We start from the raw sequence: 19482 nt of genomic DNA, 5'->3' as shown, positions 1-19482 counted from the left end.
CATGAATGGTGCGAAGCGTGACCCCCACGGCCTGCGGGCCGTCACGGTGCTGGGAGCCACCGGTTCCATCGGGACCAGCACCCTGGACGTGATCGCCCGCCACCCCGAACGCTATCGCGTCCATGCGCTCACCGCCCATCGCTCCCGCGAGTCGCTGTTGAGACGGTGCCGTGAACACCACCCCGAGGTGGCGGTCCTGGACCGGGAACAGGATGCCGCCTGGCTACGGTCGCGGCTCGCCGACGAAGGGCTGGCCACCGAGGTGCGTTTCGGCGCCGCGGCGCTGGTCGAGGTGGCCGAAGCCAGCGATGTCGATGTGGTCATGGCGGCCATCGTCGGGGCTGCCGGGCTACTGCCGACGCTTGCCGCGGTCCGTGCCGGCAAGCGTGTGCTGCTGGCCAACAAGGAGGCGCTGGTGATGTCGGGCGCGCTCTTCATGGATGCCGTGGCGCGCCACGGCGCGACCCTGCTGCCCATCGATTCCGAACATAATGCCATCTATCAGTGTCTACCCGTGGAGCATCGCGGGGGTCTGTCCCGGCATGGGGTGACCCAACTGCTGCTGACCGCCTCGGGAGGGCCTTTCCGCGGCTGGACGCCAGAGCGTCTGGCGACGGTGACTCCCGATCAGGCCTGCGCCCATCCCAACTGGAGCATGGGGCGCAAGATTTCGGTGGACAGCGCGACCCTGATGAACAAGGGACTCGAACTGGTGGAGGCGTGCTGGCTGTTCGATGCCCGCCCGGAGCAGGTACAGGTAGTGGTGCATCCGCAGAGCGTCATCCACTCGATGGCCGCCTACAGCGACGGCTCGGTGATCGCTCAGCTGGGCAACCCCGACATGCGCACGCCGATCGCCTACGGACTGGCATGGCCGGAACGCATCGATGCCGGCGTCGAGGCGCTGGACCTGTTTCGCGTCGCGCACCTCGATTTCGAGGCGCCCGACGAAACGGCATTCCCGTGTCTGCGCCTGGCACGCGAGGCGATGGCCGCCGGAGGAACGGCGCCGGCGATACTCAACGCCGCCAATGAAGTGGCGGTGGATGCCTTCCTGACCGGCCGGCTCGGGTTCACCGCTATCGGAGATCTGGTGGCGCATACCTGCGACGCGCTGCCGGTGGAGCGGGCGGATGAACTGGGAACCGTGCTCGAGGCCGATGCCAGGGCGCGCCGCACGGCCGCAAGCCTGCTGGGCGATGACTGAGGAAACCGCCATGATGCCAATGGAACGAGGAGAGTGACTTGGGCCTGATCCAGAACGTGCTGGCCGTCATCGTGGTGCTTGGCCTGCTGATCACCTTCCATGAGTTCGGCCACTTCTGGGTGGCACGGCGTTGCGGTGTCAAGGTGCTGCGTTTTTCGGTAGGCTTCGGCAAGCCGATCTGGTCGCGCCGCGACCGGCACGGCACGGAATTCGTCGTGGCCGCCATTCCGTTGGGTGGCTACGTCAAGATGCTCGATGAGCGCGAAGCGCCCGTTCCGCCCGATCAACGCGAACGGGCCTTCAACGCTCAGCCGGTGTGGCAGCGGATCGCCATCGTGGCTGCCGGGCCGCTGGCCAACTTCCTGCTGGCCATCGTCGTCTATTGGGCTCTGTTCGTAGCGGGCACCACGGCGGTCGTGCCGGTGGTCGGCAACGTCTCCCCCGACTCGCCTGCGGCGCGTGCCGGCCTCTCCGGTGGCGAAGAGATCGTCGCGGTGCGCGGCGAGACGGTGCGCTCCTGGGACCAGATCAACCTCAAGCTGGTGGCGGCGATCGGTGCCAACGGCGAATTGAGTCTGCAGGCCCGCGATGATGCCGCCGCCGCTCCGCGTGAGTATCGCCTGCCGGTGGAAGACTTCCTGGTGCGCCAGGATCCGCCTCGGCCGCTCGCCACGTTGGGCATCACCCCCTGGCAGCCGGACATCCCCGCGGTGCTCGGCCAGGTGATGGACGGTGAGGCGGCTGCCGAGGCCGGGCTCGAACCAGGCGACGAGGTGGTCGCCGTGGACGGCGAACCGGTGGCCGACTGGATGGATTTCGTCAACCGCGTGCGGACGAGCCCGGGCGAGTCGCTGTCACTGGACGTGGCCCGTGGCGAGGAGCGCCTCGAACTGACCCTCACTCCAGGAGCGCGCGAGATCGAAGACGGTACGACCATCGGCTACGTGGGTGCCGGTGTCGAGCCGGTGGCGTGGCCGGACGAATACCGTCGCGAGATTCGCTATGGCCCGGTGGCGGCGGTGGGGCAGGCGCTGGGACGCACCGGTGAAATGACGCTGTTGACCCTGGACGCCATTCGCAAGATGCTGGTGGGGCTGATTTCACCGTCGAATCTGTCGGGTCCCATCACCATCGCCCAGTTGGCCGGCGATACGGCACGAACCGGGCTGGAGAGCTTCGTCAGTTTCCTGGCCTATCTGTCGATCAGCCTGGGAGTGCTCAATCTGTTGCCCATTCCGGTACTCGACGGCGGCCACCTGCTTTACTATTTCGTCGAGGCGCTGCGCGGGCGCCCGGTTTCCGAGCGAACCCAGGCCGTGGGGCTGCGCATCGGCTTGGCACTGGTCGTCACCCTGATGGTGATGGCGCTCTATTTCGATCTGATGCGTCTCTGGTAGCGAGCGACTCCCCCGGTCGGGGGCATGGGTAGGTATCTGCTGGTGCCTACCTTGTCAGTCACCCGCACAAATGTATAAGGTGCCTGTCTGGATTGACAGGCGGAACAACGCGAGCGAAGCGACTGCATGAACATCAAGAACCTTGGACTGGCGGCTCTGCTGCTAGCCGGTGCGCAGGCCGCGCTGGCCGAACCCTTCGAAGTCTCCGATATCCGCGTGGAGGGCCTACAGCGCATTTCACCGGACTCCGTCTTCAATGCCTTTCCCGTCAGTGCCAGCGATCGGGTCGATGAGCGCGAGCTGGCCGAGGCGGCTCGCAGCCTCTTCGAAACCGGCCTGTTCGAGGATGTCCAGCTGGCTCGCGAGGGCGACGTGCTGGTCATCCAGGTGGTCGAACGGCCGACCATCTCGCGGCTCGACATCTCGGGCAACAGCCAGATCGAGGACGAGCAGCTGCGTGAAGGCCTTCGCGAGGCGGGCCTGGCCGAGGGCCAGGTGCTGCAGCTCTCCACTCTCGAGGAAATCCAGCGCGAGCTCGAAGGCGTCTACCAGGCCCAAGGGCGCTACAGCGCGCAAATCGATGCCCAGGTTCGCGAGATCGATGAAGGTCGTGTACAGGTCGACATCGACATCAACGAAGGCGAAGTGGCCAAGATTCGCCAGATCAACATCGTCGGCAATAGCGACTTCGACGATGACGAGTTGCGCGACGTCTTCGAGCTCGAGGACAAGCCCGGCTGGCTGTTCGGCTGGTTTTCCAGCGATGAATATTCCCGCGAGGCGCTTGCCGGTGATCTGGAGCGCCTGCGCTCCTTCTATCTCGATCGCGGTTACGTGAACTTTTCCATCGATTCCACGCAAGTCTCGATCAGTCCCGACAAATCGCAGATCTTCGTCACCGTGAACATCAACGAAGGCCAGCAGTACCGGCTGGGCGATATCCATTTCCAGGGCGATCTGCACATCAGCGAAAGCGAAGCGCGAGATCTCCTCACCGTCGAGAGCGGCGAGATCTTCTCGCGCAGCGACGTGACCGCATCGAGCGAGGCGTTGCGCAATCGACTCGGCGCAGAGGGCTTCGCGTTCGCCAGCGTCGAAGGGATGCCCCAGCCGGGAGACGCCGAGGACACCGTGGATCTGACCTTTCGCGTCGATCCGGGGCAGCGTGCCTACGTGCGACGCATCGAGTTCGTCGGCAACACCACCACTCAGGATGAGGTGCTGCGCCGCGAGATGATCCAGATGGAAGGCGCGCCCGCCTCTACGGAATCGATCAGCCAGTCGCGTCAGCGTCTCGAGCGTCTGGGGTTCTTTCGTCAGGTGGAGGTCGAGACGGAGCCGGTCGCCGGGGAGCCCGACAAGCTGGACGTCACCTATTCGGTGGAGGAGCAGCCGTCGGGTTCCATTTCCGCCAGCATCGGCTACTCGCAGAGTGCGGGCGTCATCTACGGTGCCGCGCTGTCGCAAAACAATTTCCTGGGGACCGGCAATCGCGTCAACGTCGGTGCCCAGCGCAGCGACACCTTCACCAACATCAATTTCGGCTTCACCGATCCGTACTGGACGCTCGACGGCATCTCGCTGGGTTACAACGTCTTTTACCGCGAGACCGACTACGAGGATTCGGACATTTCCACCTTCTCCACCGATGCCTATGGCGGGGGCATCAACATGGGGTATCCGGTCAGCGAGCTGTCACGCCTCAACTTCGGGCTCAGCGCCGAGGATCTGACGATCAAGACCTACCGCGACACAGCATCGGAAATCTTCCGCTACGCTGACGACCAGGGAGAGGATGCCCAGAGCTTCAAGCTCACCGCGAGCTGGACGCGCAACAACCTCAATCGCGGCGTCATGCCCACCGACGGCAGCTATCAGCGCGTCTCACTGGAAACCGCCGTGCCGGGCAGCGACGCCGACTACTACAAGCTACGGGCCAACGCCAAGCAGCTGTTCCCGTTCAACGAGGAGCAGACCTGGGGGCTGAAGTTCGATGGGACCTTGGGTTATGCCGACTCCATCGGCAACGACCCCTATCCGTTCTACGAGAACTTCTATGCCGGTGGCCTGGGCTCGGTGCGTGGCTTCACCAGCAATACCCTGGGTCAGCCGACCACGCCGTCGCAAGGGTCGGACCGCGATCGTACCTTGGGCGGCAACGTGCTGGTCGAGGGGAGTGCCGAGTTGCTTTTCCCGCTGCCCTTCGTGGAAGATCAGCGCTCGCTTCAGGCTGCCGTCTTCGTCGATGCCGGCAACACCTTCCTGACCGACTGCTATCCGGTAGTGGCGGGCGATGGCCCCTCTCGCTGCAGCAGTGGCGCCGACCTGGGCGATCTTCGCTACAGCGCCGGCGTGGGGCTCTCCTGGCTGACCCCGGTGGGGCCGTTGACCTTCAGCATCGCCGAGCCATTGAACGATGAGAGCGGCGATGATACTCAGGCGTTCCAGTTCTCTCTGGGCCAGACATTCTGATCGTTCTTGATGAGGTGAACCCCGTATGCGTAAATTCATCGCTGTCTTCTGGCTCGGCCTGCTGAGTGCCCTGGCCGTATCGACTCAGGTTCAGGCGGCCGAGGTCGCTCTGCTGGATTGGCGCACCGCGCTGATGGAGTCGGATGCCGCCCAGCGCTCCATGGGTGACCTGGAGAGCCGCATCGGCGGCCAGCAGCAGGAAGCCGAATCCCTGGGCCAGGAGCTTCAGCAAATGCAGCAGCGCCTGCAGCAGGAAGGTGACAGCCTGCCGGAAAGCGAACGCCAGGCGCTGGTGCAGGAGTTCCAGCAGAAGGGCAGCCGCTTCGAACAGCTGCGCGGCGAGATCATGCAGGCGCAACAGGAGGCGGAGCAGGCCTTTCTGTCCGAGGCAGAACCCAAGCTGGAACAGGCCGTGGATCAGGTGATCACGCGGCACAGCGTCGAGGTACTGGTGGAACCGCAAGGCGTGCTGCATTCCGATGTCGACCTGCCGGACCTGACGTCGGAAGTGACCGAGATTCTGAATACGCTTCTCTGATTTCGGCGCGTGACGCCCCTGTTTTGACCAGGCTTCCATGACCCCAAACGACTCTTCCGGCTTCACTCTGGGTGCGCTCGCCGAACGTCTCGGTGCACGCCTCCAGGGTGATGGATCGCGCCCCATAGACGGCCTGGCGACCCTGAAGGATGCCGGTCCGCGGGATATCGCCTTCCTCGCCAATGCCGCCTACCTCAAGGATCTTGCCGATACCCGTGCGGCCGCGGTGCTGATCCAGCTCGAGCACGCCGAGGCGTGCCCCGTGGCACGCCTGGTGCTGGACAACCCCTATCTGGCCTATGCCCAGCTGTCCCAGCTGTTCGATCCTTTCCTGGCACGCCCGACGGGGGGCATCCATGCGTCTGCTGTGGTGGCCGAAGATGTTCGAATGGGCGAGAACGTCGAGGTCGGTCCCAACGCCGTGATCGAGGCCGGGGTCGTTCTGGGTGACGAAGTAGTGGTCGGACCGGGCAGCGTGGTGGAGGTCGGAGCCCGGATCGGAGACGGCTCCCGGTTGCACGCCAACGTCACCGTATGCCGTGGGGCAGTGATCGGCGCGCGAGCCATTCTGCACAGCGGTTGCGTCATCGGCGGCGACGGTTTCGGCTTCGCTCACGATGGCAGTCGCTGGCACAAGATCGCCCAACTGGGCGGCGTGGTGCTGGGCGACGACGTCGAGGTGGGCAGTTGCTCGAGCATCGACCGTGGAGCTCTGGACGATACGGTGATCGGCAACGACGTCAAGATCGACAGCCAAGTGCAGATCGCGCACAACGTGCGCATCGGCGATCACAGCGCCCTGGCCGGGTGCGTGGGAATCGCCGGCTCCACCCGCGTCGGCCGCCACTGCATGCTGGGCGGCGGCGTGGGGCTCTCCGGCCACCTGACGATCTGCGACGGAGTCCACGTCACCGGCATGAGCCTGGTCACCAACTCCATCGATACTCCGGGTGTCTACTCGTCCGGCACCGGAGCCATGCCCAACGCGCAGTGGCGCCGGAATGCGGTGCGCTTCAAGCAGCTCGATGACATCGCCCGGCGCCTGGCGCGTCTCGAGAAACACGAACGCGACGCTTGAGTACCGCACGGGCGACGCTATAATCCTTCGCCCGTCTGGCTGGCCGCAGCCGAGCGCTGGTTGCAGCGCGGGCGGGGCCTTCGGGAAGCCGGAGCAGCCACCGTTGCCCCCGGGCTCATCCCCATACCTCAGAGGTCGCTACGATGGTAATGGACATCAACGAGATTCGTGAGTACCTGCCGCACCGTTACCCGTTCCTGCTGGTCGATCGGGTCACGGAGCTGGCGCTCGGCGAATCCATCGTTGCCTACAAGCACGTCAGCATCAACGAGCCGTTCTTCAACGGTCACTTTCCGCACCACCCCATCATGCCCGGCGTGCTGGTCATCGAGGCGCTCGCCCAGGCATGCGGCATTCTCGGGTTCAAGACCGTCAACAAGCTGCCGGCCGATGGCTACGTCTACTATCTCGTGGGTAGCGACAACGTGCGCTTCAAACGTCCGGTGATGCCCGGCGACCGTCTGGTTCTTCAGGCCGATGTGGTGCGTGAGAAACGCGGCATCTGGAAATTTGCCTGTCGTGCTACCGTGGACGGAGAATTGGCTTGCGAGGCCGACATCATCTGTGCCGAGAGGAAAGTCGCTTGATCCATCCCACTGCCATCGTCGATCCCGGGGCGCGTCTGGCCGAGGACGTCGAGGTCGGTCCCTTCACGGTCATCGGACCCGACGTCGAGATCGGGCCCGGCTCGCGTATCGGTCCACACGTGGTGATCAAGGGGCCTACGGTGCTTGGGGCGCGTACCCGCATCTTCCAGTTCGCCTCGGTGGGAGAAGACTGCCAGGACAAGAAATACGCCGGTGAGCCGACGCGCCTGGTGATGGGCGACGACAACGTCGTTCGCGAAAGCGCGACCCTGCATCGCGGCACGGCTCAGGATCGCGGCGAAACGACCATCGGCTCGCGCAACCTGTTCATGGCCTACGTGCACGTGGGCCACGACTGCGTGATCGGCAACGACTGCATCCTCGCCAACCAGGCCACATTGGCCGGCCACGTCGTCGTGGGCGATTTTGCCATCCTCGGCGGTCTCGCTGCCGTCCATCAATTCTGCCATTTCGGCACTCACGCCATGGCCGGCGGCGGCTCGATCATCACCAAGGACACGCCCGCCTACGTGATGATCAACGGCAACCCGGCGCAGGTTCATGGCCTCAATCTGGTGGGCCTCAAGCGGCGTGGCTTCTCCAAGGAGGCGATCAGTGCACTGGGCGAAGCCTACAAGCTGGTGTATCGCCAAGGGCTCACCGTCGAACAGGCGCTGCTGCAGATCCGCGAGCGCTATCGACTGGCAGAAACCGAAACCTTTGCCGCTTCAATCGAGGTTTCGACTCGCGGCATCGTGCGCTGACCATGGCCGGCAAGCCGCTCAAGGTCTACCTGGTGGCCGGCGAGCTCTCCGGCGATCGGCTGGGGGGCGGCCTGATGCGCGAGCTCAAGGCACGCCATCCGGATGTCGAGTTTCGCGGCATTGGCGGACCGCGCATGCTCGCCGCAGGCATCGACGGCCGCTTTCCTCTGGAGACGCTCTCGGTGATGGGGCTGATGGAGGTGCTCAAGCACTTGCCTCGTCTGGTCGGGGTGCGACGCGCTCTGCGTCGCGACGCCCTGGCCTGGCAGCCGGACGTGATGGTCGGCATCGACGCACCGGACTTCAATCTGGGCCTGGAACGACAGCTTCGCGCAGCGGGCATCCCCACCGCTCACTACGTCAGTCCCTCCGTCTGGGCCTGGCGTCAGGGACGGGTCAAGAGCATTGCCCGTGCCGTGGATGCCATGCTCACCTTTTTGCCTTTCGAGGCGGCCTTCTATGCCAGACACCGCGTGCCGGTGGCCTTCGTCGGCCATCCGCTGGCCGACGAGCTGCCCCTGGAAAACGATCGCGCGGCGGCAAGGGAGGCGCTCGGCCTGCCTTCCGACGCCGAATTGCTGGCCGTACTGCCCGGCTCACGGGCCAGCGAGATTCGCTTCATGGGGGCTCCTTTCCTCGACGCCGTCCAACGGACGTGCGAGGCCCGTGCAGAGTTGCATGCCGTGATTCCGGCGGCCACACCGGAGCGTCGCGTGGAACTCGAGGCGTTGCTGGCCCAGCGGCCGTCACTGGTCGAGCGCGTCACCCTGCTCGACGGCCAGGCCCACGAGGCCATGGTGGCTAGCGACATGGTACTGCTCACCTCGGGCACGGCGGCACTGGAGGCGATGCTCTGTCACCGCCCCATGCTGGTGGCGTACCGCATGGCCTCGGCCACCCATTGGCTGGCCCAGCGTCTGGTCAAGACCGAGTGGATCTCGCTGCCCAATCTGATCGCCCGCCAGACGCTGGTGCCCGAGCTCATTCAGGACGACGCCAGCGCTGCGGCGATCGCCCAACGGCTTTCGGCGATGCTCGACGATGTCCCCGGGCGTGCCGTACTGGAGGCGCGTTTCGCCGAGATGCATGCCGGTCTGCAACGCGATGCCAGCCGCCGCGCCTGCGAGGCCATCGAGGCATTGGTGGAGGGGCGGCCCCTGCCGGCCAGCGTCACTCCCGAGGGTGCCGGGGAGTTGGCATCGTGAAGGAGAGCAAGACAAGGACGACCGAGTTTCCGCCGCTGGTGATCGACTATCGGGGCGCACGTCTTGCTGGCGTCGACGAGGTGGGCCGCGGCCCGCTGGTCGGTGCGGTAGTCGCCGCCGCGGTGATTCTCGACCCGGCGCGCCCCATCGAAGGGCTCACCGACTCCAAGGCACTCACCGCGCACCGGCGCGAGGCGCTGGACGCCAACATCCGCGATGCGGCGCTCGCCTTCGCCGTGGCCGAAGCCTCGGCCTCCGAAGTGGACGAATTCAACATCTACCATGCCACGCACCTGGCCATGCGCCGCGCCATCGATGCACTGACGCCGGCTGCCGAGTACCTGCTGGTGGACGGCAATCGCTTGCCCGGGCATCATGTTCCCGGCCAGGCGGTGGTCAAGGGCGATGCTCGCCATCCAGCCATCGCCGCGGCCTCGATACTCGCCAAGGTGGCCCGCGACGCCCAGATGATGGCGCTGGATGCCCAGTATCCCGATTATGGCTTCGCCCGCCACAAGGGCTACCCGACACGCGAGCACCTGGCCGCCCTGGAGCGCCTGGGGCCGCTGCCGGAGCATCGTCGCTCCTTCGGTCCGGTCAGGCGCCAACTGGCGTTGTTCTAGGCCAACGAATAGCCCTGATGGCGAGGAGCGCCGGGGGCAGGCCGCAGGGGAGGTCCGATTCCAGGGAAGGAATCGGTAGCGTACAAGGAGGTATTCACAGCGCCTCCCCGCAGGCCTGTCGCCGGGGTAGCTCCGAGCGAGGCTGCCATATGTCGCCAGTGCCATCGCTTCATTTCCGTGCCGACCATTTACCGTCAAGCCTCGAGTCCACCATGACCACGCCCTTCGTTCACCTTCGCGTCCATACCGAATACTCCCTGGTCGACGGCCTGGTGCGCCTCAAGCCGCTGGTCCAGGCCACGGCCGAACAAGGCATGCCGGCGCTGTCGGTCACCGATGAGGCCAACCTCTTCGCGCTCGTCAAGTTCTACAAGAGTGCCGAGGGAGCGGGGCTCAAGCCGCTGATAGGCGCCGACTTGTGGTTGACCAACCCCCATGATGAAGCGCATCCCTACCGCCTGACGCTGCTGGCCATGAACGAGGTCGGCTATCGCCACCTCACCGAGTTGATCTCGCGGGGTTGGGTCGATGGGCAGCAGCAGGGGCGCGCCGTGCTCGACAAGGCCTGGGTACTCGACCAGAGCGAGGGGCTGATCGCGCTCTCGGGCGGTCGCGAGGGCGAGATCGGCCGCCACCTGCTCAGCGATCACCGCGAGGAAGCACGCGTGCTGCTCGATGAGTGGAATGCCGCTTTTCCCGGGCGCTTCTATCTGGAACTGACCCGTACCGGGCGCCCGCTGGAGGAAGAGTGCGTGCATCTCTCGGTGGAACTCGCCGTCGAGAGCGCAACGCCGGTGGTGGCCACCAACGACGTGCGCTTCCTCGCCCGCGACGACTACTGGGCCCACGAGACGCGCGTGGCCATCGGCGAGGGCAAGGCTCTCGACGACCCACGCCGCGAGCGCCGCTATACCGAGGAGCAGTATCTCAAGAGCCCGGCGGAGATGGCCGAACTGTTTTCGGACATTCCCGAGGCGCTCGAGAACAGCGTGATGATCGCCGCGCGCTGCAATGTCGACGTGCGCCTGGGCGAGATCTTCCTGCCGGAGTTCGCGATTCCCGAGGGCATGACCCAGGACGAGTTCTTCCGCAAGATCTCCCACGACGGTCTCAACGAACGTCTCGACTTCCTCTACCCGGCAGAGAGGTACCCGCGCGACGGCGAGGAGTACCGTGCCATCGAGGCTCGCTACCGGGAGCGGCTCGACTTCGAGCTCGACATCATCATCCAGATGGGCTTTCCCGGCTACTTCCTGATCGTGATGGACTTCATCCAGTGGGCCAAGGACAACGACGTTCCGGTGGGGCCGGGGCGGGGCTCCGGTGCCGGCTCGCTGGTGGCCTATGCCCAGAAGATCACCGACCTCGACCCTATCGGCTACGATCTGCTCTTCGAGCGTTTCCTCAATCCCGAACGGGTTTCCATGCCCGATTTCGACGTCGACTTCTGCATGGAAAAGCGCGACCGAGTCATCGACTACGTGGCCGAACGCTACGGCCGCGATGCCGTCTCGCAGATCGTCACCTTCGGGACCATGGCTGCCAAGGCGGTGGTGCGTGACGTAGCCCGCGCTCAGGGCAAGCCCTACTCGCTGGGCGACAAGCTCTCCAAGCTGATCCCCTTCGAGGTGGGCATGACCCTGACCAAGGCGCTGGAGGCCGAACCGGCGCTGGGCGAGTTTCTCGAAGCCGACGAGGAAGCCGCCGAAATTTGGGAGATGGCGGAGAAGCTCGAGGGCATCACCCGCGGTACCGGCAAGCACGCCGGCGGGGTGGTGATCGCGCCGACCAAACTCACCGATTTTGCGCCGCTGCTGTGCGACGAGGACGGCTCGGGGCTGATGGTGCAGTTCGACAAGAACGACATCGAAGAGGCGGGGCTGGTCAAGTTCGACTTCCTGGGCCTGCGCACCCTGACCATCATCGACTGGGCGCTGGCCATGGTCGACAAGGTGCGTGCCGCGGCGGGGGAAGGGCCGCTCGACATCGACAGCATCCCGCTGGACGACAAGCCGACCTTCGAGATGCTCAAGCGCGCCGAAACCACGGCGGTGTTCCAGCTCGAGTCGCGGGGCATGAAGGAGCTGATCAAGCGCCTGCTGCCCGACTCGCTCGAGGACATGATCGCGCTGGTCGCGCTGTTCCGCCCCGGGCCGCTGCAGTCGGGCATGGTCGACGACTTCATCAACCGCAAGCACGGTCGCGCCGAGATCTCCTACCCGCACCCCGACTACCAGCACGAGCTCTTGAAGCCGGTGCTCGAGCCCACCTACGGCATCATCCTCTACCAGGAGCAGGTGATGCAGATCGCCCAGGTAATGGCCGGCTACAGCCTGGGCCAGGCCGACCTGCTGCGCCGCGCCATGGGCAAGAAGAAGCCCGAGGAGATGGCCAAGCAGCGCGTCGGTTTCCTGGAGGGATGCGAGGCCAACGGCATCGATGCGGATCTGGCCGGCAACATCTTCGATCTGGTGGAGAAGTTCGCCGGCTACGGCTTCAACAAGTCGCACTCGGCAGCCTACGCGCTGGTGTCGTACCAGACGGCGTGGCTGAAGGCCCATTACCCGGGGCCCTTCATGGCGGCGGTGATGTCCACCGAAATGGACAACCTCGACAAGGTCGTACCGCTGATCGAGGAGTGCCGCCACCTGGGGCTCACCATGACGCCGCCCGACGTCAACGTCGGCGGCTACAAGTTCACCGTGGACGGCGATGGCCGGGTGGTTTACGGCCTGGGCGCCATTCGCGGCGTGGGCGAGGGACCCATCGGCGCCATCGTCGAGGCGCGCGAAGCCGAAGGCCCCTTCAGCGACCTCTTCGACTTCTGCCGGCGCATCGACCCGCGGCGCATGAACAAGCGCACCCTGGAGGCACTGATACGCTCCGGTGCCCTGGACAACCTGGGGCCGAGCCGCGCCGTGCTCGCCGCGGCGCTGGACGATGCCCTCAAGGCTGCCGCTCAGACCCAGACCAACCAGAATCTCGGCATGATGGACATGTTCGGCGAGGCCTTCGTCGACGACGACACCGATGGCGATGCCTACGCCGACTATCTCAGGGTGCGCGAATGGAGCGACAAGGAGCGCCTGGCCGGCGAGAAGGAGACGCTGGGGCTTTACCTCACCGGCCACCCCATCGACGAGTACGAGAAGGAACTCGAGCGTTTCGTGGCCACGCGCATCGTCGATCTCAAGCCCTCTCGCGAACCGCAGCGAGTGGCCGGCCTGGTAGTGGGTCTGCGCACCATGAAGTCCAAGCGTGGCGATACCATGGCTTTCGTCACCCTGGACGACCGCACCGGGCGTATCGAGGCGTCGCTGTTCGGCGAGCTTTTCGACGCCTTGCGCGGCCAGATCGAAGCCGATCAGGTGCTGATCGTCGAAGGCGAAGTGTCGACGGACGACTACTCCGGCGGTTTGCGCCTGCGCGGCAAGGAAGTCACGCCCATGGTGGCGGCGCGCACCCGCTATGGAGAAGCGGTGGAGCTCTCGCTCGACGGCACTCGTGCCAACGGCCGGCTGGTGGACAGTCTGCAGGCGAGTCTGGCGCCTTACCGCGACGTCGGGGGCCTGCCGGTGCGCTTGCGGTACCGCAACGCCGTGGCGGCCGGCTGGCTGGAACTGGCCGACGAGTGGCGGGTCACACCCTGCGACGAGCTGCTGACCGGGCTGCGAGACGTCGAGGGGCAGGATGGCGTGCGGCTCAAGTACCGATAAGCTAGCTGCGGGCTGCGGGCTGCGGGCTGCGGGCTGCGGGCTGCGGGCTGCGGGCTGCGGGCTGCCAGAGAATAGCCGGAGACCTGTCGCCGGAACAGCCTCGAGCGAGGCTGCGGATCGAGCTGGCCTGTCGCGGATGCGGCCCGCCTTGCGTGGCGCGTTGAGGGTGCGATAATGCCAGCCACTTTCACTTTTCGCGCCGTCGGCCCGATTCGGGCCGGGCGGTGAAACCCAACAAGGCCTCCAGCCAATGAACCCCAACTATCTCGATTTCGAACAGCCCATCGCCGAGCTCCAGGCCAAGATCGAGGAGCTGCGCCTGGTCGGCAACGATAGCCAGGTCAACCTCAGCGACGAGATCGGCCGACTCGAGGAGAAGAGCCGCAAGCTCACCGAGTCGATCTTCAAGGACCTCTCGCCCTGGCAGGTTTCGCAGCTCTCGCGACATCCCCAGCGCCCCTATACCCTCGACTACCTGGAGCACGTCTTCACCGATTTCGACGAACTTCACGGCGACCGGCGTTTCGCCGACGACGCCGCCATCGTCGGTGGAGTGGCGCGCCTCGACGATCGACCGGTGATGGTGATCGGTCACCAGAAAGGGCGCGAGGTCAAGGAGAAGGTGCGCCGTAACTTCGGCATGCCGCGCCCCGAGGGCTACCGCAAGGCATGCCGATTGATGGAGATGGCCGAACGCTTCCGCATGCCGGTGCTGACCTTCATCGACACCCCCGGCGCCTACCCGGGCATCGATGCCGAGGAGCGCGGCCAGAGCGAGGCGATCGCCTACAATCTGGCGGTGATGTCGCGGCTCAAGACGCCGATCGTCGCCACCGTGGTGGGCGAGGGCGGTTCCGGCGGGGCGCTGGCCATCGGCGTGTGCGACGAGTTGGCCATGCTGCAATACTCCACCTATTCGGTGATCTCGCCGGAAGGCTGTGCCTCCATCCTGTGGAAGAGTGCCGAAAAGGCCGCCGAGGCGGCCCAGGCCATGGGCATCACCGCCGAGCGACTCAGGGAACTGGGACTGGTCGATACCCTGATTCCCGAACCCCTGGGCGGTGCCCACCGACACCCGCAGACCACCGCCGAACGCGTCAAGACGGCTTTGCAGGAAAGCCTCGAACGCCTCGATGGCATGGACACCGAGACGCTTCTCGAGCGGCGCTACGAGAAGCTGATGAGCTTCGGCGCTCCGGCTTAACGGGCCTTTGGCTGGTGTGCCAACCCGGCCGATTGCGCCGGTTTTTGCCCTGGCCATCGCTCGAGCGGCCCCGTTGGGGGTGAGGGTTGCCGATGTCCCTTCAGTTGCTGATCGATGACGCCCTGGCGAGAACCCCGCCGGGGCGTTGCGTCTGGGTCGCTCTCTCCGGGGGGCTCGACTCCAGCCTGCTGTTGACGCTCGCTGCCGCTGCCTGCCGCCACCACCCCCGGCCGCTCCGTGCCCTGCATGTCAATCACGGCCTGCAGGCGGCCGCCGATGATTTCCAAGGCCACTGTCGGCGCCTGTGTTCGCGGCTCGGGGTGCCCCTGTTCGTGGAGAGCGCGGTCGTCGATGTCGCGAACGGCCAAGGGCTGGAGGGGGCGGCACGCGAGGCGCGGTACGACGCCTTCGCGCGACGCGTGGCGCCCGGCGAGACGCTATGGCTGGCCCAGCACCGCGACGACCAGGCCGAGACTTTCCTGCTTGCGGCCCTGCGCGGCAGCGGTGTGCGCGGTCTGGCCGCCATGCCGGCATGCCGCGACTGGCGGGGGCGCCGGCTCGAGCGGCCGCTGTTGGGCGAGGCGCGAAGTGCGCTGGAAGCCAAGGCTAGGGCGCTGGGTCTGACTTGGATCGACGACCCTTCCAACCGCGACGTGACCCTGGATCGCAATTTCCTGCGCCATCGTGTGCTGCCTCTCCTCGAAACGCGCTGGTCCGGCGCCGGCCGAGCCCTGGCGAACAGTGCCGCACGGGCGGGCGAGGCCGACGGCCTGCTCGGCGAGCTCGCGGCATTGGATCTGGTGCGTCTTGGCGGTGAGCCGGCTCGGCTCGAGGTGGCCGGGCTGGCGGCGCTCTCGCTGCCGCGTCGGCGGTTGCTGGTGCGTCACTGCTGCGAGCGCCTGGGGTTGGCACTGCCGCCTGCGACGCGCTTGGAAACGCTGCTCGGCCAGCTCGACGCTCGATACGATGCCGAAGTGCAGGTGGCCTGGCCCGGGGGAGAGGCGAGGGTCTGGCGCGGTATACTGCACTTGTTGACGCCGTCCGCCGGGGTTCCTTTCGACTGGCGGATCGACGACTGGGATGGCCTGGCGCCCATTCCATCGCCGTTTGGCGAATGTCGGGCCTCGCTGGTTTCGACGACCGACACGCCGGTCGTCGGGTTGCGTGTGGCGGTTCGCCGAGGCGGCGAGCGACTGCGTCTTCCCGGTCGCGGTGTGCGTGACCTCAAGCGTCTGCTGCAAGAGATGGCGGTGCCGCCCTGGGAGCGTGCGCGCCTGCTGGTGGTCTGGCACGACGGGACGCCCGTGGCCGTGTTGGCACCGGACCGATGTCAATGGCTGCTGGTTGGAGAGGGGTGGCGGGGCGAGCCGCCACTCAGTCCAGGGTCAGAGTGAACCCGGCAGCGGCCTGGTAGTCGACTTCCTGCTCCAGGTCGGTGTGCAGCAGCGAGGGATCCTCGGCGGACTCGTGCAGCAGGTGCAGGTCATCGCCTCTGGCGGACAGCGTCGGCATCGCCGGAAGGCGCTCGGGACGGGCGTGGTTGAGCAAGACCGCCAGTCGCAGCAATCGGGCCAGCTTGCCGAGGGCGGGTTTCTCGGCTGCCGGGAGAGCCTGCCACTCCTTGACCGGAAACTTGCGCCGATGAGCGCGAACCAGAAAGGCCAGGCGGCGCTGTTCGGGGCGCGAGAAGCCGGCGAGATCCGAGTGCTCCAGCAGGTAGGCGCCGTGGCGGTGGAACTGGCTGTGGGAGATGGCTTGGCCGATCTCATGCAGGCGCGCCGCCCAGGCGAGGAAGCGTGCCTGCTCCTCGTCCAGCGCCCAGGGCTCGCGTACCTGGCCGAGCAGCGCCGTGGCGGTGTCGGCGACATGGCGGGCCTGGCGCGAGTCGATGCCGTAGCGTTGCTCGAGTGCCTCGATGGTCTTGAGTCGGGTGTCTTCCGGGCTGTTGCGACCCACCATGTCGTAGAGCACCCCCTCGCGCAGGGCACCGTCGGCGTAGCGCATCGTGGCCAGTTCGAAAGCCTCGAAAATGGCGCCGAGTATGGCCACGCCGGCGGGAAAGACTCGGGCACGATCGGCCTTCAGTCCAGTCAGGTCGAGCTTGTCGACGTGCTTGCTCTGCAGCAGCCGCTGGCGGAGCCGTTCGAGGCCATGGCGAGTGATCGTTCCTTCCGGGGCATCGCCTGCGGCAGCGATCACCGCAGCGGCGGCCTTGATGGTGCCGCTGGAGCCGACGGGGTCGTTCCAGCCCAGCTCGCGGTAGGGACGTTGGATATTGGCCAGCTCGGAGTGGGCGGCCAGTTCGGCGCGGCGAAAGGCTTTCTCGGTGATGGCTCCATCGGCGAAGAAGCGGCGGGAGTACGAGACGCAGCCGAGCTGCAGGCTTTCCAGTGCCAGCGGCTCGAAACGCTCGCCGATGATGAACTCCGTGGAGCCGCCGCCGATATCGACGATCAGCCGTCGCCCATTCTCGGCCAGGGAGTGGGCGGCCCCCAGATAGATGAGGCGTGCCTCCTCACGGCCGGCGATGATCTCCACGCGGCAGCCGAGCAGTGCCTCGGCGCGCTCGATGAGCGCTTCGCTGTTGGCGGCGTCGCGCAGGGCGTTGGTGCCCACCACGCGCAGGTTGCCCGGGGCGATGTCGCTGACGAAGGGCGCGAAGCGTGCCAGGCATGCCATGGCACGTTCCAAGGCAGCGTCATCCAGCCGGCCGGCATCATCCAGACCGGCGGCCAGTTGTACCTTCTCGCCGCGGCGTGCCACGACTTGCAGGCGGCCGCCCAGGGCATTGGCCACCAGCAGGTGGAAACTGTTGGAGCCCAGGTCGATGGCTGCCAGACGGGTCAGCGCGGGTTGGCGAGCGGCAAGGGGGGAGTTGCGGTCCGTGACGTCGGTCATGGGAATGTCCTGGCGGCAGGTGGGCAAAAGGGTGCGGTGCCATCGGGGGCTTGTCAATCGCCGCGCCAGCAGTGGTGGCGACAGGGGTTGCGTTCCCCGTCGGGCTTGTCTACCATCGAGTCGTTCGCCTGTTCCGAATGCTTTCCGGCCGAGACACGGCCTTCGCGTCGCGGTCAACTCAAGTCGTCAGTCAGTCCCTTTTTTCGTCCTCGATCCCGTGCCGGTCATCACGGAGGCACGCGAGCCGAGTGCAGGCGATGGTAGTCCAGGCGACACTAGCGCTGCTCCCTCGACCATGATGCTGCCTTGCGGCTTGCGTCCTTCAGCCGAGACCTCTGGCTGAATCGCGTCGAGCGTCTTGTTCACCACCCGTCGGTCATCGCCACGCAGTGGATGCCTTCCCGGGTCATGAACGCACCCTTGCGGCGTACCGTTCTTCATTCCCGTCGTTTCCGCGGCGTCGCGCCGTCACGCTGATATGAGCAACCTCCGAACGCACCGATGAATCTCACCGAACTCAAGCAAAAGCCCGTTCCGGAACTTCTGGAAATCGCCAGGGAAATGGGCATCGACAACCTGGCTCGCTCGCGCAAGCAGGACATCATCTTCGCCATCCTCAAGAAGCACGCCAAGAGCGGCGAGGCGATCTACGGGGACGGCGTGCTGGAGATCCTCCAGGATGGTTTCGGGTTTCTGCGCAGCGCCGATAGCTCCTATCTGGCCGGGCCCGATGACATCTACGTCTCTCCGTCGCAGATCCGGCGCTTCAACCTGCGCAAGGGCGACTCCATTTCCGGCAAGATTCGTCCTCCCAAGGAGGGCGAGCGCTACTTCGCGTTGCTCAAGGTCAGCGAGATCAACTTCGATCGGCCGGAGAACGCCAAGCACAAGATCCTCTTCGAGAACCTCACGCCGCTGTTCCCCCAGGAGCGGCTGCGCATGGAAATCGGCAACGGTTCCACCGAGGACATCACGGCGCGGATCATCGACCTGGTGGCTCCCATCGGCAAGGGCCAGCGCGGTCTGCTGGTTTCCCCGCCCAAGGCGGGCAAGACCTTGATGCTGCAGAACATCGCAACGTCGATCACCCGCAACAATCCCGAATGCCACCTGATCGTACTGCTGATCGACGAGCGCCCGGAGGAGGTGACCGAGATGTCGCGCACCGTGCGTGGCGAGGTGGTCGCCTCGACCTTCGACGAGCCGCCGGCGCGCCACGTGCAGGTCGCCGAGATGGTGATCGAGAAAGCCAAGCGACTGGTCGAGCACAAGAAGGACGTGGTGATCCTGCTCGACTCCATCACCCGCCTGGCGCGCGCCTACAACACCGTGGTACCCAGTTCCGGCAAGGTGCTCACCGGTGGCGTCGACGCTCATGCCCTGGAGAAGCCCAAGCGCTTCTTCGGTGCGGCGCGCAACATCGAGGAAGGCGGCAGCCTGACCATCATCGCCACGGCGCTGGTCGACACCGGCTCCAAGATGGACGAAGTGATCTTCGAGGAGTTCAAGGGCACCGGCAACATGGAGGCCCACCTGGACCGCAAGCTCGCCGAGCGCCGCGTCTACCCGGCCATGAACATTCGCCGTTCCGGTACCCGCCGCGAGGATCTGATCGCCTCCGACGAAGAGATGCAGCGCATGTGGATCCTGCGCAAGCTGCTCAACCCGATGGAAGATACCGCAGCCACCGAGTTCCTCATCGATCGCTTGAAAGATACCAAGACGAACCTCGAGTTCTTCGAGGCGATGAAGCGCCGCTAAGCGGTATCGGCGGTGCAGAAAGGGGCGGCATG

At 65.8% G+C, this 19482-nt stretch carries 14 protein-coding genes; 13 read left to right on the top strand and 1 reads right to left on the bottom strand.

The window, feature by feature from the left end; all coding sequences use genetic code 11:
* Position 1 precedes the first annotated feature (1 nt).
* The 12 genes from ispC (at position 2) to tilS (ending at position 16185) form a co-directional block, all read left to right on the top strand.
* The gene (ispC, locus tag BLP96_RS05375) at positions 2–1207 is read left to right on the top strand and encodes a 1-deoxy-D-xylulose-5-phosphate reductoisomerase (protein WP_089683886.1); all 1206 of its coding nucleotides are present in this window, start codon (positions 2–4) and stop codon (positions 1205–1207) included.
* Between the two features lie 38 nt (positions 1208–1245).
* On the top strand, positions 1246–2604 hold the full coding sequence (gene rseP / locus BLP96_RS05370) for a sigma E protease regulator RseP (RefSeq protein ID WP_089683884.1): 1359 nt from the start codon (positions 1246–1248) through the stop codon (positions 2602–2604).
* Positions 2605–2730: 126 nt separating this feature from the next.
* Complete coding sequence (gene bamA / locus BLP96_RS05365) at positions 2731–5076, top strand: outer membrane protein assembly factor BamA (protein ID WP_245682168.1); 2346 nt, start codon at positions 2731–2733, stop codon at positions 5074–5076.
* A 25-nt stretch (positions 5077–5101) separates the two neighbouring features.
* Positions 5102–5614: an OmpH/Skp family outer membrane protein gene (locus tag BLP96_RS05360; protein ID WP_089683882.1), complete on the top strand. Its 513-nt coding sequence runs from the start codon at positions 5102–5104 to the stop codon at positions 5612–5614.
* A gap of 37 nt (positions 5615–5651) precedes the next feature.
* Positions 5652–6692 (top strand): UDP-3-O-(3-hydroxymyristoyl)glucosamine N-acyltransferase, encoded by a 1041-nt coding sequence (gene lpxD / locus BLP96_RS05355; protein WP_089683880.1) that lies wholly within the window; start codon positions 5652–5654, stop codon positions 6690–6692.
* 143 nt (positions 6693–6835) lie between these two features.
* Positions 6836–7279 carry a 3-hydroxyacyl-ACP dehydratase FabZ gene (fabZ, locus tag BLP96_RS05350; protein WP_089683878.1) on the top strand — a complete coding sequence of 148 codons (444 nt, stop codon included), beginning with the start codon at positions 6836–6838 and terminating at the stop codon, positions 7277–7279.
* Positions 7276–8043, top strand: a complete 768-nt coding sequence (gene lpxA / locus BLP96_RS05345; protein WP_089683876.1) for an acyl-ACP--UDP-N-acetylglucosamine O-acyltransferase — start codon at positions 7276–7278, stop codon at positions 8041–8043. The genes fabZ and lpxA overlap by 4 nt, the downstream gene beginning before the upstream one ends.
* 2 nt (positions 8044–8045) lie before the next feature.
* On the top strand, positions 8046–9248 hold the full coding sequence (gene lpxB / locus BLP96_RS05340) for a lipid-A-disaccharide synthase (protein ID WP_089683874.1): 1203 nt from the start codon (positions 8046–8048) through the stop codon (positions 9246–9248).
* Positions 9245–9871: a ribonuclease HII gene (rnhB, locus tag BLP96_RS05335; RefSeq protein ID WP_089683872.1), complete on the top strand. Its 627-nt coding sequence runs from the start codon at positions 9245–9247 to the stop codon at positions 9869–9871. The genes lpxB and rnhB overlap by 4 nt, the downstream gene beginning before the upstream one ends.
* A gap of 212 nt (positions 9872–10083) precedes the next feature.
* Positions 10084–13587 carry a DNA polymerase III subunit alpha gene (dnaE, locus tag BLP96_RS05330; RefSeq protein WP_089683870.1) on the top strand — a complete coding sequence of 1168 codons (3504 nt, stop codon included), beginning with the start codon at positions 10084–10086 and terminating at the stop codon, positions 13585–13587.
* A gap of 250 nt (positions 13588–13837) precedes the next feature.
* Complete coding sequence (locus tag BLP96_RS05325; RefSeq protein ID WP_089683868.1) at positions 13838–14791, top strand: acetyl-CoA carboxylase carboxyltransferase subunit alpha; 954 nt, start codon at positions 13838–13840, stop codon at positions 14789–14791.
* A 92-nt stretch (positions 14792–14883) separates the two neighbouring features.
* Positions 14884–16185, top strand: a complete 1302-nt coding sequence (gene tilS / locus BLP96_RS05320; RefSeq protein WP_089683866.1) for a tRNA lysidine(34) synthetase TilS — start codon at positions 14884–14886, stop codon at positions 16183–16185.
* Here the strand turns inward: tilS and ppx are convergent.
* Positions 16166–17689, bottom strand: a complete 1524-nt coding sequence (ppx, locus tag BLP96_RS05315) for an exopolyphosphatase (RefSeq protein WP_089683864.1) — start codon at positions 17687–17689, stop codon at positions 16166–16168. The genes tilS and ppx overlap by 20 nt on opposite strands.
* Positions 17690–18190: 501 nt before the next feature.
* Here ppx and rho point away from each other — a divergent pair.
* On the top strand, positions 18191–19450 hold the full coding sequence (rho, locus tag BLP96_RS05310; RefSeq protein ID WP_089683862.1) for a transcription termination factor Rho: 1260 nt from the start codon (positions 18191–18193) through the stop codon (positions 19448–19450).
* Positions 19451–19482 lie beyond the last annotated feature (32 nt).

This window comes from Billgrantia gudaonensis (genome assembly GCF_900100195.1).
GTDB lineage: Bacteria > Pseudomonadota > Gammaproteobacteria > Pseudomonadales > Halomonadaceae > Halomonas > Halomonas gudaonensis.
This window is presented reverse-complemented; position numbering and strand designations above follow the sequence as displayed.